This window comes from Pseudoalteromonas sp. SG44-17, from assembly GCF_014164235.1.
GTDB lineage: Bacteria > Pseudomonadota > Gammaproteobacteria > Enterobacterales > Alteromonadaceae > Pseudoalteromonas > Pseudoalteromonas rhizosphaerae.
On sequence record NZ_JACJEV010000006.1, the window covers coordinates 43,340 to 65,846 of the forward strand.

Consider the following 22,507-nt stretch of genomic DNA (forward strand, 5'->3'; position numbering starts at 1 on the left):
AGCGACAATTAATAAATTAATCGTCGGTTTTTAACTGTTTTGCACGCTCTTGTGCTGCAATTAATTTGGCTGATTTTGGCACTGTTTTTTTCGGGACAATCGTCGGCTTTTCTTTTGAATTTGGATCCCAAGTAGGGTCGAGTGATAAATTAGCAAATGGATTAGCTTTACTCTGATTTGGATCTGCTACAGATGCGCCAGATATATCATCTCTTTCATCTTGCTCTGATACACTATGCTGCTCTGCTGCTAATTCATCGTTTAATGCAGCAAGCGCCTGTGCTATTTCATCATCACTGTCAGTTACCGTTAAAGTATCAGCTTGTGGTTGAACATCCACGGTCGTTGATAGCTCAACTTCCCTCATTTGCGAAAGGCCTGATGTGAGCACTTGGCCACTACTATTAACAGCATCCGAATGGACAATTTCATTTGCTACTTCATTCGTTGCGCAATGAATAACGTTTTCATCATCCATTTTAGGTAATTGCTCAGCTTCGCTATCGAGCTCTGTTGTGGTCGTTTGGTGTGGTTCTAAATTAGTTTCAAGATCAGCTTCAACATTTATCGTCGCAGACTTTATGACATCTTTAGGTTGTTGTGGTTTCTGACCTGGTAATGGCGCATCAGGATCAAACATACGCACTTCAGGCTCTTTAAAATCATGCTCATTTTTAAAAAGCCGCTGCGTTAGCTCAACTTTTACGTTCACATCGTCTGCACTTATCACTTCAGTTTGTGGAGTTGCAATCGCTACTTGCTCTGCTATAACCGCTTTTTTTGGCGCAACAGTGGATTCGCTTGCTACGGGCTCAGCCTTTGCGGGGGTTGGTTTTGATACAGCGGCTTCTGTACTTGAAGCCTTATCAGTTGCAGGAATTAGCGGTGCAGTTTCAACTGCTGCTTTTTTGTTAGCGCGTAAGCGCAGCAGCAACATTGCAGCTAATAATAAAACTACTAACAACAATAAACTTGGCATTAATAACGAATCCGACTCAGTGCGCACTGGTTCTGGGGCTGTTACCTTTATCGTCGCAGGTTCGCTTGTTATTACTGCTTCGGGTGTAGCGTCAACTTCATCATTGTTTTGCCCAAGCGGCTGTTCGACTGTGGTTTCTGCGCTGCTCTTTTGCTCAACTTCAATACTTTGGACATTCTCAACATTTTCAACAATTACAGACGCCTCCCTTTGAACTTCTGCTGGCTTATTTTTGGCTACTGCCGAATTGCTGTCAAGGGGGTTTACAGTCGAGTTTTGCGTCTCTAATGTAGATTTTATTTTATTATCAACATGTGTTTTTGGTGCAACCACTACAGGTGCTGGTTGCGCTTGAGACGCTGGAGGTGGGTTACTGCAGTTGTTTTTATAATCTTTTGCCGCATTTCGATAACTACGGCTACTTGTATTATCGCTGTATTGTTGCATTTGTTGTTTATACAAAATGCACATAGCTTCACTGTATTTAGCAAAGCTATTGAAACTAAAAGTAAATAAAATAAATAAGCAAAGTCGTAATACGTGAGCCATCATAAATCTATTAAACAAAATAACACAATAAACCCAGTTTAATAGTTGTGCGCAAATTTATCTAGCAGTGTGTTTTGCTAATCAATTACCATCAAGGTACGGTATTCATCGTAAGCAAATTGATCTGTCATGCCGCTGATATAATCTTGAATAAATCGACAGCGATAATAAAACTCATAAGCGAGTACATGATCGGGTTCAGCTTGCATCGCTTCAATGGCTTGTAAATAGCTATTTAAATGCTTTTTCGAAAGTTTTTTGAGCAACCGTGTTTCAATTAAGAAGCGACCATCCCCTTTGACCACCCGTTTAAAGTCATCATGACTTAACAGCAGTAATGGCTTATAACAATCAAGTAATCCATTGATAATTCGATAGCCTTGTAATTCAAGTTTACCGACTTCCTTATGTGAAAACACATACTCAAACGCCACTTGTTTCAAAGTGGTGGTTATAGCGTGTAAATGACTGCGGTCTTCTAACAAGGCTTGATTAAAATCACCATGATAAACCGCTTCAATATTATCTATAAAACGTTTGGCCGCATAATTAACCAGAGGGTGGAGTAGAGTTACCCGTAAATAAATAAAAAACTCGCTATTAAAGTTATAAGGTTGCTGAGCGGCCTTATCGAGGGCATAGTTAACTGCTTTTTCAACCACGTGCTGATGTTCTGCATCGTCAATAGTAAGATTAGTTAACACTTTTTGATAATGCTGTTTGAGTTTATCGCATAATAACTCAACAGTGATGATGCCCTTTTCTACGGCATCTTCAATATCAGCTAAGCAATATGAAATATCATCAGCCGCTTCCATTATATAACTGGCGGGGTGGCGACATTGTGGCTCTATCAATAGCTCTTTTTGCAATCTTTCAACAAAGTTTTTTTCACTGTAGTAAAAGCCTACTTTTTTCATCAAATAATTTTTAGTTCGTGGTATATCTTCTTTAGCCATACTTGCCGGACGCGTGTATTTTAAAATACCAGCCGTTTGGCTATAGGTTAAATTAAGTGATAACAGTGAGTGTACAATACGGATACCTTGCGCATTACCTTCAAAGTTACAAATATCTTGTGCTAAATGTTTAAATATTAAGCCAATTCCCGTGTGTGGATCGGCGCAGCGCTGAGGGGTAAGCGTTGCTAAATTTGCGTTAAACCAGTGATTAATCGCCGCTTCACCAAAATGACCAAACGGTGGATTACCTATATCGTGCATCAAGCAGGCCATTTCAACCAGACTTTCAAGCGGCCTCTCTAACCCTGTTAGGCCATATTCAGCTTGTTGTTTGGCCGTTAAATTCGCAAAGATGCGTTGCACTATAAAACGCCCAACTTGTTGTACTTCGAGGGAGTGAGTTAACCGCGAGCGTACCGCAGCATTGCGCTCCAACGGAAACACTTGCGTTTTTTGTTGTAAGCGGCGAATTGCAGCACTATTGATGATACGGCCACGATCGCTTTCTAACGCCATCTGTAAATTAGGGGTTGAGCGCAGCTCACGCGCTGACGTTATTTTTTTGCTGAAATCGATCATAGACGCTCCTTTTATTGTCTACTTTTAATCTAACAGCTTGTTTACTAAATTAATATCCATGACTGCTGTTCGCACATAAATTTATCTATTAATAATTATCATGGTCATAAAATAGCGGTACACTGCATATTAAACATAAGCATATCGTAACGTATTTGTTTATTTTCTGATTATTAATAAGGTAGTAATACAATGAAGCCTATTTTAAGTTTTCTGTTATTAGCATTGCTCATTTATAGCTCTTTTAGCCACGCTAAAGACGATAAAAACTCTGCAAGTAATACCGTAGTACTTGTTTCTCTTGATGGATTCCGCTGGGATTACATCGAAAAACACGGTGCTAAAAATTTAGCCGCAATAGCTAAATCGGGGGTTCGCGCAACTAAAATGCGCCCGGTATATCCGACTAAAACGTTTCCTAATCATATATCTATTATTACAGGTTTATTGCCAATTAATCATGGCGTAGTAGATAACCGCTTTTGCGATACTCAAAGAAATGAATGCTATAGCATGGGAAAAGGGAAAGACGACAGCACATGGTTCAACGGTATTCCACTGTGGAATTTGGCGTCGATGCAGGGATTAAAATCAGCCGCTTATTTTTGGCCAGAATCAGATGCGCGATTTAATGGCATGCTGCCGGATTACTTTTACCATTATTCAAAATACAGTGATTATCAAAATCGTGTTGATCAAATTATTCAATGGCTAACATTGCCAGCAGCGCAGCGCCCGCAATTAGTTGTTAGTTATTTTTCACTGGTAGATAGTATGGGCCATGAATATGGGCCTGATGCAGAGCAAACCAAGCAAGCGGTAAAAGAAGTAGATGTATTAATGGGGCAATTACAGCAACGCCTTAATCAACTAGAGCAAAATGTTAACTTAGTGATTGTCTCCGATCATGGTATGAGTACCGTTGAGCCAAACCAAAGTATTGCTATCAGCAGCTTACCGAAAGACGACAAGTTTATGGTTAAAAATACCGGACCGAGAGTATTGATCTATGCTAATAAAGGCACTACAAAAGCTGAGATCACAGCATATAAACAACACTTAACGAAAGCAGCAAAAGGGCGCTATACCGTGCTAAGTGATGAACAACGTAAGCTTTATCACTATGCTAACAATGGCCGAACTGGTGATATTATTTTACAAACCACAGCGCCAAGAAGCTTTGCTGATACCGGTAAAGTAAGCTATTTAGGTACCCATGGCTATGCTTATAGCGAAGATATGGCGGCAACCTTTATTGCCAATGGCCCGGCATTTAAAAACTCATTGGTAATCGATGAAGTAAATAATTTAGATATATATCCACTTATTGCCAAAGTACTGGGAATTAAAGTACTCAATGCAATCGATGGCGATGGCGCAACACTTTGGCCTGCTTTAAATTAAATAATAAAAAGAGCGCTAATGCGCTCAAAAGGGAAAAACTGTTCACTAAAAATAAACGCTATTTAAAGTTAGCAATACTGTCTTTAGTGGCATTTACTGTACGCCATGCAAACGATTCACCAGTTACACCGTAAGGAATACCATTAACACTCCAGTTCGGGTTAGAAAAATAATCATACTGCGTGGCACTACCAAATACATGAGGGTACGCCATAATACTGGCAAACTGATTTTGTACGCCATGGCCCATACCATCAACATAAACACCACCTGATGTATCACCTTGCTTACGAGAGTGTGCTAAGCCTTGATTGTGGCCTAATTCATGTACAAAGGTTGTTGCTCCACAATCTACCGCTGTAATACTGTACATACTGTTACTTACTGAGCTATATAAATTACCATTACTGCCATTGCCAACCCACGCAATACCACACGAAATTAGGTTACTGCCAGCACTTTGACCAGTACCAAGCACCGCAACCATATCTGCCCCCCAACTATTGCGTAAACCTTGAATATAACTACTGTTAGTGACTGAATTTAGCCAGCTGCTAGAAGGTGTAATTGCATGATTACCTAAGTTTTCGCTGCCTACTAAACGCAGTGAAATATCAATACCATTTTGGCTATAAACCTGATTACTAAAAGCAATATACTGGTTAATTTTAGTATTAATGTTTGCAGTGGCGGCCGCCGCTTGATCTGTATATAAAATCGCAATATCAATAGTCGCGGCGTGGCTAGTTGCAGTCATACCTAATGCACATAATGCAGCTAAAGTAGTTAGTCGTTTATTCATAGTAGTTCCTTGTCAGGTTGTGTTGTATTACTGTGTTAAAGTCTGCTCTGAAAAATTTCTATAAGTTATTACCTTCTGCTTTTGGTGCAAACGGATCCTCACCATTGCTTGGCTCTAATGTGGGTTGATTAGTGACTTGATGTTCCATGTGGTTTTTATAAAGATCTCGCTTTGCCGCAAGCCAACCATATTGCCCTTTACCTTCAAATACATAATTACCGCTTGGTGCAGTTAATTGGCCATATATAGCGTCTGCGCCAATAGTCATCACGGTGGTGTGAAATCGCCCATCAGCACCAAGCACTCGGCCAAAAATACTTTTATCACCATTGCTAGCAGCAATTACATTGGTAACCTCTGCGCTAAAGGTTTCAGCGGTTTGTGGAATAGCTAGATCAAAATTATCGCCTTGCTTTAGCTTTCTGAGCGCAACTAAGTCAAATTCTATATAAACCTCATTATGTAAATCTGTAGGCAAAAATCCTGAGGCTTTGAGAATCTGCTCTGCTTTCTCTGAGAGTCGATTAATAGCATCAAATTCATCATGTGTTTGATTTACAGCTACTTTAGGTTTAGCTAAAACTCTTGGTAACGATATATCTGGTGATGTTTTAGCCCCTAACTTAGGCGCTATAGTCGATAACTGAACGTCACTCGTAGGAACCGAATGGGTTACATTGCTTTCTTTGTAGATAACGAACTCATATAGCAAAAAAGCACTGATCGGAACGATAACAATAAATGCAATAGCCCTTTTCATTTGTCTCTCTTTTAGATCTAAAGGTTAATATATTGTTATTTTTACATCAGAGTAAATTAAATCGCAAGCATAAATTTGTTACCGAAAACAAAAACGAAACTTTCAATATTTATCATATTAATCTTACAGTTAATAAATTAAATATATAAAAGTTATGAATGAATAACTTTAATACTAAAAATACAACGCGTTAAGTTAACATTAACTTATCAATTATACCTTTTGTAGTTACATACTTTATTGCAATAAAAAAACACCTACTATTGATTAACCAAAATGAGATATGAAAAATAATATTATCGTGACGATAAAATTTATTTGTTTTACTGCACATCAGATGAACCTCATACTCCGCGTCTTTTGCCGCAGACTCTCATCATCATAAGTGACTGTGAACATCTATAACGTAGTGAGCCTATTTTTTCTGTGAGCTGCGGATCAATACTCAAGAGGAAATACCATGCGTGGCTGGATCATTTATAAAGACAGTGCTGGATTACTAAAACAAGAGACCTACGAAGTAGAGCGTTTACTGGCCGCAGCAAAAGAAGAAGGTATCGATTTACAAGTTTTCTCTCCCGATCAATTTGATTTAACTATCACCCGCGAAGATGGCAAAAGCATTCTAATTGACGGTGTAACCACAACTTTGCCTGACTTTGTTATTCCTCGCATGGGCGCCAGCACCACCTATTTTGCACTAGCAATTATTCGCCATCTCGAGCGACTAGGGGTGTACTGCGTTAATAGCTCACAATCAATTGAGACGGTAAAAGATAAACTGTTTGCACAGCAAATTTTAGCTGAGCGTAACTTACCTACACCAAATACTATGCTGGTAAAATTTCCAGTAAATATCGACTTAGTAGATAGGCAAATAGGCTTTCCAGTGGTGATTAAAACACTTTCAGGCTCGCAGGGCAGTGGCGTATTTTTATCAAAGTCAAAAAGCGAATTTGACGATTTAATGCAATTAATTGAAGCCGCCAACCCGCAAGCTAATATCATCTTGCAACAGTTTGTTAAATCTAGCCATGGTCGTGATTTGCGAGTACTCACTATTGGTGGCCGTGCTGTCGCATGTATGGAGCGAAACTCTGGCGGTAAAAACTTTAAAGCGAACGTGAGTGCAGGTGGCACTGGTAAACCGCACCCAATTACTCCAGAGATTGAATGGTTAGCTACACAAACAGCTAATGTACTCAATTTAGACGTTGCTGGTATTGATTTATTATTTGATGATAATCACTTTAAAATTTGCGAAGCAAATTCAAGCCCTGGATTTGAAGGCTTAGAAGCTGCACTCGGGATCAATGTGGCTCGTGAAATCTTGCATTTTATTCGCATTCGCTTGGGTATTTTTGACCGCCCAGAGAATTTAAGCTTAGCCTTGGATGAAGACAGTAAAGCAGCGATGGAACAGCCTACTCCAAGCCCCATATTAAGCGCTGTAGTACAGTAAAATTTTAGTCGTAAATAACGACTATTGCTTTGTATACTAAGCTGTCATTGGTGACGTGTGAAAACTGTTACACCGTCGCCATTACAAATCTAACACTTTATCACTACCTCAGAACATCAATACTTTCTCCAACCAGTAAGACCTTAGTCATAAGTAACCTCGAAAGATAAACACGCCCTAGCATCAAAGTAATATTTGTGTATAAATAGAACGATTGAATTCAACGATTTAGGAACCACATGCAACTCTCAAATCAACTATTAAACCGTTTAACTGCGGGCTTAGTTGCGGTGATCATCGGTTTTACCAGCTCTATCGCACTTATTTACCAAGTCGTTATTGTGCTAGGTGGCACAGCGGAGCTCGTTGCAAGTTGGGTACTTATGTTAGGTCTTGCGATGGGTGTCACTTCAATTGGCTTATCGTACTACTATAAAATCCCAATTTTAATTGCCTGGTCAACAACCGGTGCCGCTTTACTCATTACCAGTGCCCAAGGTTATAGTTTAAATCAAGCTGTAGGCGCATTTATGTTCAGTGCTTTACTGGTATTTATATCAGGGATCACTGGCTGGTTTGAAAAAATAATGCAACGTATCCCGAGTCAAATTGCCTGTGCAATGCTTGGCGGTGTTTTAGTGACTTTTGGCATAGATGTATTTAACTTTATGGGTGAAAAACCATTGCTAATTGGTGCGATGGTGCTGGTTTATTTAGTCTGTAAGCGTTTAATGCCACGTTTTTCAATGCTTATGGTACTGATTGCTGGGTTTGTAATGGCTGGCGTTACAGGGCAAATAGATACCAGCAGTTGGCAATGGAAAATGAGCGAGTTTGCGTTTATCGCTCCTGAATTTAATTTACAAGCGATGATCAGCGTAGGTATTCCGCTTTATATCGTCACCATGACTTCACAAAACTTGCCTGGCATTGCAGTGTTAAAAGCACATAATTACCCTGCACCCGTCTCTGCAGCGCTCAATGTCACTGGTTTTAGTAATATCCTTATTGCCCCCTTTGGTGGCTATGCCATTAATTTAGCTGCTATTACTGCGGCAATTTGCATGAGTGAAGATGCCGACAGCGACCCTAAAAAACGTTACTGGGCAAGTATCGCGGGCGGTGGCTTTTATATCCTGATGGCGATTGGAGCAGCGACTCTAGTAGGTTTAGTGGCAAGTTTGCCACAAGCACTTATTTTAGCCTTGGCGGGGATTGCTTTATTCACCACCATTGCCTCGAGCTTACAGCAAGCTTTGTCTGATAGTTACTACACTGAAGCGGCAATGATCACTTTTTTAGTCACCGCCTCTGATCTTACTTTATTTTCTATTGGCTCGGCATTTTGGGGGATATTGTTAGGCGCGCTGACTTTATGGTTGATCCCGCGAAAATAACACTCGCAATAAATCAGCTTAACGCATCGTTGAGTAGCGATTGTGTTAATTAGTGGTTTATAAACTCACGCCTAAAGTGATCATTATTTAAACACAGTTAGTATAACAAAGTAATAACCGCCCTAGTGCATAAGGAACTGACTAAGGCGGTTATTATATTAGTCGAAAGTATGATGACGGGTGACACTAAACCGATTAAGAATATGATGCATAATATACACCGCACATAAACTCACGATTATCGCAACCGATACAGACGAAAACCGATAAAGCGCACTGTAAACCAAGTCTTGCCCAGGTCCGAGAGACTGACCAAATAAAATTCCAAATGTGGTAATAACCCCAAATCCAACACCAGGAATACCGCCACCTAAAATATGATAACGGCTAAATATAAAAGTTAAAATCCACAAGATCAGCGCCGGAAAAATCAGAATATCGGTGTGATTATACAAAAACAGCTGCGATACTAACGCTAAATTACAACCAATTAATGTGCCAATTGCTCGTTGCCAGCCAGCCATGCCAGCGGCTTTCCAGCACAAAGGAAACAAAATTAAGATCGATGCCGCTTGTGCTGAAATTGAATCTTGTAAATCAAATACCTGAAAAATCACAAACGACAGTGTAGCAACCGTAGCGCACAACAGTACTTCGTGGCGAATACTCTCTTTTGCTTTTGTTGGCATCACCCGACCTTGGCGTGGTGCAACATCAGGAAATACAAAGTGCATTAATACCGTCGCTAACACGGTCACTACGACTGCTAAACCATTGCTGATGATCAACGGATAAATACTCGTGCCATTACCAACATAACTAGAAAAGTGCAGTTGAATAGATAAACTAACGACACTTAAAGCACCAAACAAAAAGTTAGCACCACAGCTCATTTGATAAAACAAAAATGCAAACGCTAAAAAGCACAGCAAGGTCATCGCCACTGGTAAATGAGAAAATAAACCCTGTACTATTAATACAAATAACCCACTAAATGCCGCGCTGGCAAAAAACTGACGAATGATATGTGCATTTAAAATCGGCACTAATCCTAATAACAACATAGGATAAACGGTGAAGAAAATACCATTTGGCCAATTCATCAATTTACATAAACTAAATCCCAACGCGCTGCCGCCAGCGATACGCAACGCTTGCCGAAGGCCATTCTGGTCTAGTTTTACAGGGACTGATGCAGACATAATAAAGCCTTATTAGTAAATGTAATGCAGTAAACTGATAAAGCGAATTTGCATGACACCAAACCATTGCCCAATTACTGACTCAGGCAGTAGCTGCACTGTTGCACGTGCACCACTAGGTAGTTTACTTAATAGCTGTGCTTGCTCTAAATCAATGTGAATACGTTGGCGCTGCGCATCACGAACCCAGCGATTACTGCTTTCAGTACTGCTTAATAAGCCATTAGCATTGAGCTGCCCATTACTTACGCCAGCTTCAAAAGAGCTCACTGTAGCTGCAAATACTTGGCCTGGCAGAGCATCAAACGTTACTTTTGCTTTGCTGCCCACTTTGATATTAACTAACGATTTTTCACGAAAATCAGCCACTAAATCAGCTTTATTGGCCACAATAGCTAACATCGGTTGACCTTTATTAGCAAATGTTCCGGTGCTTACTTGCAAGTTTGCGACTTTACCATCAGCATCAGCAGTCACTATGCTGTATGATAAATTGAGCTTCGCTTGTGCCAGTTGGTTTTGCGCGTGGCGTAATGCTAGGTTGTCTTCGCCTAATTGTCCACGCGCCAGTTTTGCCTCGGTTAACTGTGCTTCAATAGCTGCGACATTCGCTTGACTTGATTGATAATTAGCACTAATTGTTTCGTATTCTTGCTCCGAAATAGACCGTTTTTTCAATAACAATTCACTGCGATCAAATAACAACTGTTGCTCATGCAGCTTGGCATTTCCAGCAGCTAGCTGAGCCTGTATCGCTTTAACACTGCTATCTAAGCGCTGGTTTTGCAACTGCGCATCAGCATAAGCCAGTTGTGCTTGCTCTAGTGCTAATTTAAAAGGGGCTGCTTCTATTAAAAATAGCGCTTCACCCGCTTTAATCGCTTGATTATTATTCACCAATACTAGGTTCACGCGGCCACTTACTTGTGGCGTTACTTGTACTACAGGGTGATATACGCGCGCTTGCGGAGTAACCGGTAAAAACATATCGGCAACGACAAAGTAAGCGAACAATAAAATAAACCCAACTAATGATATTTTTACATAGCGGGCAAATTTCTGATCCGGTGTCATGAATTATTTCTCTCCAGAAAAGTGGCTAATACAACGTCGAGCATTGGCTTCCATTTGCACTAAACCATAGGCCATAGTATCAAGCTGCTGCGTTGTAAGTTCTGCATAAAGTTGTGTTTTAACTTCAGCCATAATGTCTCTAAGCGCATCTAATAATAGTAATCCTTGCTCAGTAAAATAGATTTTACGACTACGTTTATCATCGCTGTCAATGCGACGGACAATAATCGCTTGTTGCTCTAACTGTTTAACTGTTCGCGTTAGTGAAGGCATTTCAATCCCCAAACTGCTAGCCAGTTCTTGTTGTGTAACACCTTGTTTTAAATGATGGATATGGATCATCGCAGTCCAACGAGATTGTGTTAACCCTAAAGGCTCAACAGCGAGAGTAACGGCATCGCGACAGAGTCGAAAAACGCGCCCCATGCTACCGCATAAACTTAAATCTAAAGTTTCATGAAAAGGAGGTGATGAAATCATAATAGTACCTAGTTACTTAGCATGCTAACTAGTTTAACATTACTTAGCATGCTAAGTAAATATCGAAACGATTTAATATCTCTGTGTTGAGCAAATTAGCGAATGATCCAATGGGGGAGGGGTTGTGAATCGAGCAATATCTGCGCATCGCGACCTTGTAGCATGGCCAGAGTTGCTAACATGCCTGCTTGTATACATTGCGGCGCAGCGACGGTAACAGAGCGCGGTGCATCAGTGATCGAACAGCCAGTGCGAGGGTTAAGAATATGGCTATAACGAATGCCGTCTTTTAATAAATAACGCTTGGCATCGCCACTGGTTGCCATAGCGCCGCTGCGCAAAGACACCACCATAGTTTGTTGTTGTACAAAGCCCGGATGTTCAATGCCAATTTGCCAGGCTTGCCCGTCACTACGCTCAGTGGTGACAGCTAAGTCGCCCCCTAAATTAACTAACGCTGCAACAGGGCTGTGTGCTTGGAGTAACTGAATGCATTTATCAACTGCATACTCTTTGCCAATCCCTCCAAAATCAAGCTCCATACCTTTAGGCAAGGTAATACTGGACTGATCAAACACAATTTTGTTGAAACCGATATTAGGCAATAATGCACTTATTTGTGCCGGAGTTGGCAGGTTGTCGGAACAATCAAAATGCCATACACGCCGTAAAATACCCGAGCTAATATCAAACAGCCCGTCGCTTAAATCAAAGCATAGCTTGGCAAAATTAAGTAAAGCATAGGTTTCGTCATCGATGGCAAGTGGCAGCCCTTGGCTTTGATTTATAGCAGAGCAAACACTTTGAGTATTGTAACGACTGTATTTCTGTTCAATACGCCACACTTCGTTTGCAACCAGCTGCCCAAGTTGCTCGCCAAGCCGCTGATCGACGCTATCGACTAACAATTCACAAGGGCTGGCCATAGCGTTAAATTTTACACTTAGTCCAGCGGCTTGCGGATGAATTGATATTGCTTGTGCAGCCACGTTAGTAACTTAACCTATAACTCGTTAGAATGAATAACTAAATTGTAGCACTACCGCATCCACACTTGGGAATAAATCAAGTGATGCCAGCGCACCAGGTTGCTCAAACCCATTATTGGTAGGCTGCTGAGTGTAATATTCAGCACGTACCGACATACTGTGGCCATTACTAAGCTTAGTACCGTATTCTAAACCCAGCGTGTAAGTATCCATTTCACCAATACGATAATCAGCACTAGCAAACTGCGGCAAAGGCGCTGCTGCATTTAAAAATGGCTGATAGAACTCTGCCGCCGATTGCTGATAGTAGCGAAAATGCGGTTCTAGGTAACTGTCGTCCCCCAGTAATAGACGCCAACGTGAATCAACCGTATGCGATGTTATCTCCCAGTCATCCCACATATAACGATATGAAAGGTCAACAATACTGTTGTCAAAATGGTATTTGGTTTGCCAATATAGGCTTTGCTTGGTACGTTCATCAGGGCGGTTCTCGTATTGATAATCTTGTGTTAAACCATCATTATTTACCACACTAAGCACTTTAAACGGATCCGTTTGGTAACCATCCACCATTGAATATGAATAGTTAAACTGCATTAGCATTCTACGGTTGATGATTTGCGTAACACCGACAAGTAAATCGGTGGTCGTTTTATCATCTTGATCTGTGCGTCGCGTACTGTTAAAAGTGTCGTCCCAAGCCGCACTTTCACTGTCACCAATTGGCATAGATGCAAATGCTTTCGGGATACCACCTTCGGGGGTAAAGGTATCGCTAAAATAACTGCCGCCCAACGACAAAGTAGTGTTCTTTTTATTAAAGTCGATGGCTAAGTTACCATTAACACCTAACGATAAATAATCATACTCTTTTGAAATATGCACGCCACCACTGACGGTATAATCCTGCGCCAAGGGTTGAGTCCACTGGGCATTAAGCTGTACACGCGTATCACGAAAGGTATCATCCAGCGGTGTTTCACCAGGCTGAATATCATACTGGCCATTGCCTGAAGGACGGGTAAATGTTTGTACATTCGGTTGTGCTACCGCGCCATTTGCTGAGGCACCCGTTAATGTATCTAAGGTTAGCCGTAAATTTAAAAAGTGCTCGTCAGCAAATTCTTTATTGGCGTTGATCATCGCCTCTGTTGCCATAACACGATCTGTTTCACCGTAATACAACACAGCGGTGTCAAACTGCCAATCTTTGTTTATTTGCGCCTCTGCAGGCGCTGTGCCTAGTAATGCGCAAGCAGCCAGCCCTAGTGCTGAAGCAATATTACTGGTTTGGTTCTTTTCGGTTTGTGAGTCGACTAGTTGCATCCGCAGCCTCCACCACCAAAGCTGCGTCCACCACTGGAGGCTTCTTTACTAAAGTAAATATGATCGTCAACCGCAGCATCTAATCCGCCACTGAGTGACATTTCATCTTTAGCTAATAGATCTCGTTGCCACGGTTCTACGCCAATACTGACACACCCAGTTGCAGATAGTATTAACATCGTTAGGAGACTATTTTTTATTAATTTTTTCATCATTACCTCTTAAGGCTGAACGGCTAATAACTGAGTTATTTCTTGCTCGTATTGCGCTTTTTTACTGTTCTTAAAGCCAATATGGCGATATTTTATTTTGCCATCACGGCCATACACATAACTACTTGGCATACCGAGTAAATCGAATTGTTTGCCTATTAGTGCATCAGGATCATAAATAATAGGAAAATCAGCAGGAGTGTGTGCTAAAAAATCAACCGCATCTTGATGCTCAACATCTAAGTTAACTGCCAACACCGTAAAGCCTTGCGATTGGTATTTTGTTTGCATTTCATTAAGCCAAGGAAAAGACTTACGACAAGGTGTACACCACGAAGCCCAAAAATCTAAAAATACCACTTGGCCTTTAAGCTCTGCTAACTTATCGGTTAGTTGTTGCTGACTGGAGATAACTGGCACAACGGTTTCTTTACTTAACACTGGCGCACTCGCCATAGCAGTAAAAAGTGCAGTCACAAGCATAAACCGTGATACAGACCGAGAAATAATCACCACTTTTTAAGCCCCTAAAAATACCTAGAAAAATAATTAGTTTAACAATAGCAGGCAATTCTTAAGAAATACTTAAGACAAGCCTAACTATAACTTTCGCTCAAAGCACACTATCTATCAGTGCAGCAGCAGGAACCTTAAACTAATCTATGAGGGAAAATTCGATTAGAAATTTAATCGGGTATTAACTTAAAAAGGGGGAATTAGCAGTTAGCTTTGATGGCCAGCAAGCTGGCCTAAGTGTAGTAAAAATGGCCGTAAACTTTAGAAATTGAGTAAGTTTGCGGGTGAGTACTGATCAGTGAGTACTTTTGTATCGCTAGGCCAGTCTTTATTATCTTTGGTCGAAATCATCCCTTCGCTCACCGCTTTGATATCAACGCGATAGGGGGCTAATAACGGGGTTAGCTTTTTTATTCGCTGTGCTAGCTGCACAGGACTTGGAAATTTATTAAAGCCAGCTAAAATAATTCGATTACTATTTTTCTCAGTGCTCACATTAATAAAGTCACCAAATACCGCTTCATAAGTGGCAGATTCATGCTCATAAAGTTTGCTTGATGAAAAGGTATTTGCCGCTACTACGCCACCATCAGCCAGTACACTTTTCACTTCCGCAAAAAACTCTTTAGTAAGTAAATGCTCAGGGATGTAATCACCATTAAATGCATCAAGAATAATCCAGTCATACTTGGCTTGTTGGATTGCTGCGCGTTTAATAAAAATACGCCCATCTTGTACTTTCGAAGTGACTTTATCGTTCTCTTTAAAAGCAAAATAATCACGCGCCACTTTTATAACTGCGGGATCAATTTCAACATTTTCAATCATGGCGTCAGGGTATAGCTCGCTGATCACATTTGATAAGGTGCCGCCGCCAAGCCCGATAATAAGTACATTTTTTGGATTGTCTATCAGTAGTAAACTGGCAAAAGTGAGTTTGGTATAATTAAACACTAGCTTTTGTGGGTTGCTTTTATATATGCAACTTTGACTGCTTTTACGGGCTTTTTCGTCAAACTTTAAACAGCGTAAATCGCCGGTCTCTTCAACTAAAATATTACGATAAAGCGACCGCTCTTGATGGATCACCTTAGCTTGGCTGCTAAACCCAATTAACAGTAAGGTCACGAGCAAATACTTAAACATTGTGTTTCTCCTTGTTAGCTAATTGATTTACGCCAATTGCCAATAAACCTAATAGCCCTAATGTCGTCGCGAAACCCAAAATAATGGTATTCACATCAAACGCTAGCACCATGTAAAACGAGGTAATAATAGTCCCTAAGGCACTGCCTAAGGTGCTGACAAAATACAAGCCGCCAGCGACTTGGCCGCTGTGCTCGCTATCGGTCACTAATAAACGCACAGAGTAAGGCGAAATCATGCCTAAAATAATAGTAGGGACAAAAAACAACGCTGTAGAGGCCAATAACGAGCCATAACGGCTGTCTTCTATGTGAGAAAAAATATACGCCATAATTGGCTGGGCAAATAATGCAATGGGCAGCACCATAATACTGGCAACTAAAAATATTAAACCATATTTGGTTAACGAAGGCTGGCGAATTGAAAGCTTTCCTCCCAATAAATAGCCAAACGATAAGCTGAGCATAAACACAGTAATAATACTGCCCCAAATATGCACACTACTACCAAAAAAAGGCGCTAAAATTCGCCCGCCAAGTAGTTCTATTCCCATAATACTAAAGCCGCTAGTAAAGGCTAAAAAATAAATTAAAGCATTGGTTTTTAAAGTCATGTAATTATCATTTTGTAACTTATTTGAAGCACTATACTAACGTGATGTAAACATAGCCGCCAGTGTAATAATTAATCGAGCCAACATAACTCAAAGCTACTTTTATAAACCAAGACAGTCTCACTTTAGTTATGGGGCAACATAAAGTCAGCCATCAGAGAATAGGGATTAATTTCACTAGCCTGCAAAAGTATTAATGCGCAAATATGATGCATGTTGTTTAGTAACTGTTAACCCCCTTTACAGCCTTTATTAACTTTAAAACCACGACTCTTTTATATCATCTAGGCAAAGGCTCAATGAATAAGTAAAAAAGCAGTAAGGTTAAAACGCTGCACCTACGCGCAGCGTTGATTACCTTTTAAAACTGATAACTTACGCGGGCAGAAAAGTTACGCCCGGGCTGGGTATATTGGCTAAAATCAGCCCCCTGAGATTGCCCTGCAATCAGTTCAAAGGGTACATATTTTTTATCTAGTAGGTTAATTACACCAATATTTAGCTGCCATGTTTGCCATTCATAACTTGCGTATAAATCCACAATACCGTAACCATATCCTTGCGTTGTTTTATCACCACTTGCATCTCGCACTACATCAGACTGTGATTTAGCAAAGCGCCATGCTGCGGTCCAATCAATATCGCCAAGTGCTGTTGTTAATTGTATTGAACCGTTTAATGGACTGATACTGGTTAACGGCTCGTCTGTTTCTTTGTTTTCGCCTTCAACATATGCAATATTTGCCTCAACTAAAACATTATCGCTTACATGCATCAACAAGCTCGCTTCAACACCGCTGATCTGTGTTTCACTAATATTTTGGTATTGGTAAAAAGTTTTATTTACATTCGGTATGAACGTTGGCTCAACACCTGCAATTGCAACATCAATAAAGTCATCATAAGCGGCGTAAAATGCGCTTAAAGTAACGTTGATATCATTACCAGAAAAGCGCATGCCAAGCTCATATGAGTCGCTGCTTTCGGGTGCTAAATATGCGTTTGGTAATATTTGATAAAATGGTTCAACACCATGGCTTTGATACGCTTGATCATGCGGGGGAATTTTAAAACCACGTACATATTGCCCATACCAAGATAAATTATCATTAACTTGATAAATCATCCCAAGTTTTGGTGAAAACGCAGATTCGGTAATGTCATCAAGCTCAGCATCGCTATAAAGCTCATCATCTTTAGCTGCTAATGAATAATAATCAAAGCGTACACCTGCAATCAAAGACCACGCGCTATTTGCAAATTTAATATTGTCTTGCATAAAAACGCCCACTAAAGAGGTATCAGCGCCAGGAAAAGCTTTTTGTTTTTGATCTGTAAAATCGACTGTTCCATCAGCCAATAAGCGTGTTTTATAACGTGGACGTGTTGTATCGTATATATCTACGTCAGCACCATAAACAAAGTTGTGGGTCGCATCTTGTAAGGCTATTTTTTTATTAAATACAGCCCTTAACCCTAAAATATCTTGTTCAAAGCCATAGTCGTTGTAATCGGTATGCGCTGCTGTAGCACTAATTTGATCACTTTGCTGCTCATAACGACTAAACGATACTTGCCAATGCCATTGATCAAACGCTGCTGTGGCCGCTTTTGAGTCGTAATCCAGCGCTAGCGACCAATTAGTATTTTCGTCTTTAGTTTCTTGGCTCGCTTTGGTGATTACTTGTTCAGTAGTTTGATTAAAATAATCTAAGGTGTATTTTAACGTGCGCTTTTCATCAAGTTGCTGCTCTAGTTTAACCAATAACGAATCTGATTTAGCATCATAACCAGGTAGGTTTTCAGTAAAGTTTTGTACTTCTTCGCTATCTCGGTGGCTATAAACGGCACTAACACCTAAATCTCCCAAATCTTTAGCCGCAGTAATATCTACCGACATTTGATTACTCTGACCTTGATATCCAAGCGCCACTTGAGCAAAACTATTTTCGTTTAATAAATAATCGCTCGGATCTTTAGTGGTGATAACCACAATACCACCCAGTGCATCTGAACCATACAATGAAGACGCGGCTCCCTTGGCGACTTCAACTTGCTTTATCCCAGCGACATCAAAATAGCTACGACCAACCAAATAGCCGTCTCCGCCAGCATAACCATCGTTAGTTCGACGGCCATCTTTAATAAACACCACGCGGTTACCACCGACTCCTCTAATTGAAAGCGTTTGAGCCGCAGAGCCACTGCCCGTGCTTGATATACTGGGGTCATAACGAAACATTGTTTGTAAATCAACAGCCAATTTACGTTCTATGTCTTGCTCTGTAATCACAGTTACAGAGCCTGTTACGTCTTCAAGTTTTTGTTCAAACCGAGAACCGCTGACAACAATATGCTCACCAATTATCTCCTCGGCAATGGCAGAGCCCGAACCAAGTAGTAACGTTGCTAAAGCAGTAAGTTGAAAAGAAGGAAAATTCACATTAACTCCAAATGATAATTGTTGTTATTTAGTAGGGGAGGGATGTTACAACTAACTAAAAACAAGATCAATTATTTATGATAATCGTTTTCATTTGCATTTAGTTGAGTATAATAATCGAAAATAATGATTGGAGTTTTTTTATGAGATACCTTTTTATATTGATTTTATTGACTGTTCCCCCCCTAAGCGCGCAGGAGCGTATAGTGAGTGCTGGCGGTACATTAACTGAAATTATTTTTGCCTTAGATAAGCAAGATACCCTTGTCGCGGTGGATCAATCGAGCCTATATCCAAAACAAGCGACACAGCTCGATCAAATTGGTTATTACCGTGATTTAGCCGCAGAAGGTGTACTTTCGGTGCGCCCAACTAAACTCTTAGCACTTGAAGGAGCAGGACGAGCACAAGCGCTTGCACAAATAGAAGCCACTGGTGTAGAGCTTATCCACTATAAAAAACCCAACTCAATTAATGACTTACTAAATCTTGTTAAACGCCTTGGTAAAGACTTAAATGCGAACGACAAAGCCCAAGTCCTCGTAGCCCAAATAAAAAATTCATTACCTCCAAAAGCGAGCATCGAAACACACAGCGCTTTATTTTTACTCTCAGCTAATGAGCGCGGGCTTGTTGCTGCGGGCACTGACACGGTTGCTGACTTATTACTTGATTATGCTGGAGTCACTAATTTAGGCGCTACGCACAAAGGTTTTAAAGTAATAAATAACGAAGTACTTGCCGTAAAACAGCCCGATTTTTTAATCGCACCAGCCCATGTTGTTTATAGCCTTGGCGGTAAAGAGGCTTTTTGTAATCAACCAACACTGCGCTTATTAACAGCTGCAAAGCAGTGCCGATTATTGGTGATGGATAGCCTGCTATCACTGGGAATGTCGCCGCGCATAGCCACGGGTATTAAAGAATTAAGCGACTATAAAGCTACCTTATGAACACATTAACTTTGAGCCGTTTTAAGCCTGTTTCTATAACTGCAAACCAAAAGTGGATGCTGCTAATTACTGTGTGTATTTTTGCTCTAGCACTACTGAGCATAGGATATGGCCCCGCAGGCTGGGATTGGCGTTTAGCCATCGCATGGATTGCCCCAGAGTATTTTAATCAATTTGATGCGCTGCAAATCAATGTGGTCACGCAAATACGTCTACCTCGATTTGTACTAGCTGTATTGGTTGGCTTAGTGCTTGCCCAAACTGGCGCTGCAACGCAAGCTTTGTGTCGTAATCCTTTGGCTGATCCATCAATTATTGGTATTAGCGCAGGCGCAGCCATGGTCGCGGTCGCCTTTATAGCATTTAGCGCCCAGTTTAATTTTAATGCTCAATACTATTTACCTTATGCCGCATTTTTAGGAGCATTGTTAGTGACCTCTTTAGTGTATTTAATTGCTAAGCAGCATAGGCAGGTCAATATAACCACACTAATTTTAGTGGGGGTTGCGATCAATTCTTTATCCTTTGCTGTTATTGGCTTATTAAGCTATTTCGCTGACGATAGTGCGCTTAGATTAATTAACTACTGGACGATGGGCTCATTAGGTGGTGCCAATTGGGATGCCATAACTCAAGCAACACCATTATTGCTACTGAGTATTCTTGGTCTGTGGCGACTCAAAGAACCGATGAACTTACTATTGATTGGCGAGTCTCAAGCACAGTATTTAGGTGTCAACACAGACAAGCTTAAACTGTATGTAATTATACTCGTGGCATTAGGTGTTGGTGCCGTTGTAGCCCTTACTGGCTTGATAGGTTTTGTTGGCTTAGTTGTGCCACACATTGCCCGTTTAATGGTTGGCCCGCATTTACGTAAAATGTTACCGCTGTGCATGTTATTAGGCGTTGTTGTGCTGCTGCTTTCTGACTGGTTAGCACGTTTAGTTGTTATGCCTGCAGAGTTACCCATTGGTATTATTACCGCGCTACTTGGCGCACCTTTGTTTATTTATCTGATCATTAAAACTAAGCGAGGGTAATGATGATTACTTTTAATAACCTAAGTGTTGGTTTTGGCAATCACAGTGTTTTAAAAAACATAAGTGGGCACATTGCAAAAGCTCAACTAGTAGCACTGATAGGCGAAAATGGCGCAGGAAAATCAACACTGCTGCATGCTTTAGCCGGGCATTATGACTTTAAAGGCGAAGTACGGTTTAACAATTATCCTCTGAGTACATTGTCTCAAGCACACTTAGCCACTCAACGAGCAGTAATGATGCAAAGCAATCTTGTTGGCTTTGATTTTAGTGTATTTGAGCTCATTGCAATGGGACGCTACCCCTATGCCGAGTCTCTTAAAATGCAAGCTGAAAAAGTCCACAAGTATGCCGCACTCATGGACTTAACCCAGTACTTATCCCGCCGTGTCAGTAAGCTTTCAGGCGGTGAGCAACAGCGCGTTCATATGGCGCGTACTTTGGCTCAATTAGATGCTTTTTCTACTCATACCAAGCCTAAATTGATGCTGCTTGATGAACCTACATCAGCACTAGATATGCGCCATCAACATGCTCTATTGAGTTGTGTTAAAGCATTTGTAGAGCAGGGTAACAGTGCCATTATAGCTATTCACGATTTAAATTTGGCCAGCCTTTACGCAACCAACGCTATTTTATTACACGATCAAAAAGTACTCGATAGCGGGCCAATAAACACAGTACTTACAGAATCTAATTTACAACAAATGTACGCCATGAAACTGCATGTTAATTCTCATCCATATAACAATGCACCCATGGTTTTTTCTCAACGTCAGGAGTTTTCATGAGAGAGCAAGCATTAAGCGATGCACAAAAGCTGGTTTTTAAAACCCATGCTGGTGTTATGTCGACTATTTCTTACAACTTAAGAGGTTATCCGTTTGGTTCGGTAACCCCTTATATGTGTGATGAGCAAGGCCGCATCTACTTTTTTATTAGCGATATAGCCCAACACACTAAAAACTTAAAGCACGATTCTCGTATGAGCTTAACTATTTTTGATGCCGCTGACCGTGGCGACCAAAACGAGCATGGCCGAGTCACATTGGTGGGCGATGGTTGTGAAGTTGCAGGCCCTCAGGCCGAAATACTGCTTAACAAATACATAGCGTTATACCCAGAAGCTGACAGTTATCGGAACGCCCACGACTTTAAATTATGGCAATTAGATGTTGTGCGAGTTCGCTTTATTGGCGGCTTTGGGAAAATATTTTGGCTTGAAAAAGATGAGTGGCAAAGCGCTGCTAAAAGCTGGGACGAAGATCAAGAACAAAGCATGATCACCCACATGAATGAAGATCATCAAAATGCAATGGCTCTAATATTAGCTCAGCATTATTGCGTATCAGATAATGCACCGGTTATGAGTGGCATACTGCCACAGGGGTTTTATATTCAAAGCCAACAACGTAATTATTTTATTAGCTTTGAAAACGTGTGCGAGACACCACAAGCAGTGCGAAAAGCGCTTGTTGCCTTAACCACAAATGCTCGCAATAGCATAGAAGAGCCAGCATAAGAAAACAAATAAATCACATGTGTGGTTATAACGCTTAGCACTACTAACCCAGTAGTGCATTTTCGGTATCAGAGGTCGCAGTAACTAAGCT

General features: G+C 40.8%; 21 protein-coding genes. 7 read left to right on the top strand and 14 right to left on the bottom strand.

The features are described from left to right. Positions 1 to 16: 16 nt before the first annotated feature. Both H5182_RS06500 and dgt read right to left on the bottom strand, forming a co-directional pair. Positions 17 to 1,531: a hypothetical protein gene (locus H5182_RS06500; protein ID WP_182759738.1), complete on the bottom strand. Its 1,515-nt coding sequence runs from the start codon at positions 1,529 to 1,531 to the stop codon at positions 17 to 19. A gap of 74 nt (positions 1,532 to 1,605) precedes the next feature. After that, positions 1,606 to 3,069 (bottom strand): dGTPase, encoded by a 1,464-nt coding sequence (gene dgt, locus H5182_RS06505; protein WP_182735479.1) that lies wholly within the window; start codon positions 3,067 to 3,069, stop codon positions 1,606 to 1,608. Positions 3,070 to 3,261: 192 nt separating this feature from the next. On the opposite strand from dgt, the gene H5182_RS06510 reads away from it, so the two are divergent. Further along, positions 3,262 to 4,473 carry an ectonucleotide pyrophosphatase/phosphodiesterase gene (locus tag H5182_RS06510; RefSeq protein ID WP_182759739.1) on the top strand — a complete coding sequence of 404 codons (1,212 nt, stop codon included), beginning with the start codon at positions 3,262 to 3,264 and terminating at the stop codon, positions 4,471 to 4,473. Between the two features lie 58 nt (positions 4,474 to 4,531). Here H5182_RS06510 and H5182_RS06515 read toward each other — a convergent pair whose 3' ends face one another. Together H5182_RS06515 and H5182_RS06520 are read right to left on the bottom strand one after the other, a co-directional pair. Continuing rightward, complete coding sequence (locus H5182_RS06515) at positions 4,532 to 5,275, bottom strand: zinc-dependent metalloprotease family protein (protein ID WP_145238895.1); 744 nt, start codon at positions 5,273 to 5,275, stop codon at positions 4,532 to 4,534. 58 nt (positions 5,276 to 5,333) lie between these two features. Continuing rightward, a complete protein-coding gene (locus H5182_RS06520; protein WP_145238898.1) occupies positions 5,334 to 6,035 on the bottom strand; it encodes a hypothetical protein in 702 nt (233 codons plus the stop codon). Between the two features lie 460 nt (positions 6,036 to 6,495). Here H5182_RS06520 and H5182_RS06525 point away from each other — a divergent pair, with 460 nt between their 5' ends. After that, entirely contained in the window at positions 6,496 to 7,497 is a 1,002-nt protein-coding gene (locus H5182_RS06525) for a RimK family alpha-L-glutamate ligase (protein WP_145238901.1), read from the top strand. 239 nt (positions 7,498 to 7,736) lie between these two features. Further along, positions 7,737 to 8,894: a benzoate/H(+) symporter BenE family transporter gene (locus tag H5182_RS06530; protein WP_145238904.1), complete on the top strand. Its 1,158-nt coding sequence runs from the start codon at positions 7,737 to 7,739 to the stop codon at positions 8,892 to 8,894. 158 nt (positions 8,895 to 9,052) lie between these two features. Here H5182_RS06530 and H5182_RS06535 read toward each other — a convergent pair whose 3' ends face one another. The 10 genes from H5182_RS06535 to H5182_RS06580 form a co-directional block, all read right to left on the bottom strand. Beyond that, positions 9,053 to 10,096 (bottom strand): DUF2955 domain-containing protein, encoded by a 1,044-nt coding sequence (locus H5182_RS06535; protein ID WP_182759740.1) that lies wholly within the window; start codon positions 10,094 to 10,096, stop codon positions 9,053 to 9,055. Positions 10,097 to 10,108: 12 nt separating this feature from the next. Next, on the bottom strand, positions 10,109 to 11,170 hold the full coding sequence (locus H5182_RS06540; RefSeq protein WP_182759741.1) for an HlyD family secretion protein: 1,062 nt from the start codon (positions 11,168 to 11,170) through the stop codon (positions 10,109 to 10,111). 3 nt (positions 11,171 to 11,173) lie between these two features. Continuing rightward, entirely contained in the window at positions 11,174 to 11,650 is a 477-nt protein-coding gene (locus H5182_RS06545; RefSeq protein WP_182731992.1) for a MarR family winged helix-turn-helix transcriptional regulator, read from the bottom strand. Between the two features lie 95 nt (positions 11,651 to 11,745). Beyond that, positions 11,746 to 12,639 carry an FAD:protein FMN transferase gene (locus H5182_RS06550; RefSeq protein ID WP_310741276.1) on the bottom strand — a complete coding sequence of 298 codons (894 nt, stop codon included), beginning with the start codon at positions 12,637 to 12,639 and terminating at the stop codon, positions 11,746 to 11,748. A 24-nt stretch (positions 12,640 to 12,663) separates the two neighbouring features. Next, positions 12,664 to 13,968 carry a DUF3570 domain-containing protein gene (locus H5182_RS06555; protein WP_182731993.1) on the bottom strand — a complete coding sequence of 435 codons (1,305 nt, stop codon included), beginning with the start codon at positions 13,966 to 13,968 and terminating at the stop codon, positions 12,664 to 12,666. Beyond that, complete coding sequence (locus H5182_RS06560; RefSeq protein ID WP_182731994.1) at positions 13,959 to 14,180, bottom strand: DUF4266 domain-containing protein; 222 nt, start codon at positions 14,178 to 14,180, stop codon at positions 13,959 to 13,961. The genes H5182_RS06555 and H5182_RS06560 overlap by 10 nt, the downstream gene beginning before the upstream one ends. Before the next feature lie 9 nt (positions 14,181 to 14,189). Continuing rightward, on the bottom strand, positions 14,190 to 14,663 hold the full coding sequence (locus H5182_RS06565; RefSeq protein ID WP_182732002.1) for a TlpA disulfide reductase family protein: 474 nt from the start codon (positions 14,661 to 14,663) through the stop codon (positions 14,190 to 14,192). 294 nt (positions 14,664 to 14,957) lie between these two features. Then, complete coding sequence (locus H5182_RS06570; protein WP_182759742.1) at positions 14,958 to 15,842, bottom strand: spermidine synthase; 885 nt, start codon at positions 15,840 to 15,842, stop codon at positions 14,958 to 14,960. After that, a complete protein-coding gene (locus H5182_RS06575; RefSeq protein WP_182735482.1) occupies positions 15,835 to 16,455 on the bottom strand; it encodes a fused MFS/spermidine synthase in 621 nt (206 codons plus the stop codon). Before H5182_RS06575 ends, H5182_RS06570 begins: the two co-directional genes overlap by 8 nt. A gap of 361 nt (positions 16,456 to 16,816) precedes the next feature. Next, on the bottom strand, positions 16,817 to 18,898 hold the full coding sequence (locus tag H5182_RS06580) for a TonB-dependent hemoglobin/transferrin/lactoferrin family receptor (protein WP_182759743.1): 2,082 nt from the start codon (positions 18,896 to 18,898) through the stop codon (positions 16,817 to 16,819). A 143-nt stretch (positions 18,899 to 19,041) separates the two neighbouring features. Between H5182_RS06580 and H5182_RS06585 the strand changes: the two genes are divergently transcribed. Genes H5182_RS06585 through H5182_RS06600 form a run of 4 tightly spaced genes read left to right on the top strand, consistent with a single transcriptional unit; the run spans position 19,042 to position 22,416 of the window. Further along, the gene (locus H5182_RS06585) at positions 19,042 to 19,851 is read left to right on the top strand and encodes a hemin ABC transporter substrate-binding protein (protein WP_182731997.1); all 810 of its coding nucleotides are present in this window, start codon (positions 19,042 to 19,044) and stop codon (positions 19,849 to 19,851) included. Beyond that, complete coding sequence (locus H5182_RS06590; protein WP_145238934.1) at positions 19,848 to 20,894, top strand: iron ABC transporter permease; 1,047 nt, start codon at positions 19,848 to 19,850, stop codon at positions 20,892 to 20,894. Before H5182_RS06585 ends, H5182_RS06590 begins: the two co-directional genes overlap by 4 nt. Next, positions 20,894 to 21,685, top strand: a complete 792-nt coding sequence (locus H5182_RS06595; RefSeq protein ID WP_259398248.1) for a heme ABC transporter ATP-binding protein — start codon at positions 20,894 to 20,896, stop codon at positions 21,683 to 21,685. Before H5182_RS06590 ends, H5182_RS06595 begins: the two co-directional genes overlap by 1 nt. Further along, on the top strand, positions 21,682 to 22,416 hold the full coding sequence (locus tag H5182_RS06600) for a HugZ family protein (protein ID WP_182717315.1): 735 nt from the start codon (positions 21,682 to 21,684) through the stop codon (positions 22,414 to 22,416). The genes H5182_RS06595 and H5182_RS06600 overlap by 4 nt, the downstream gene beginning before the upstream one ends. The last annotated feature ends 91 nt before the right edge of the window (positions 22,417 to 22,507 follow it).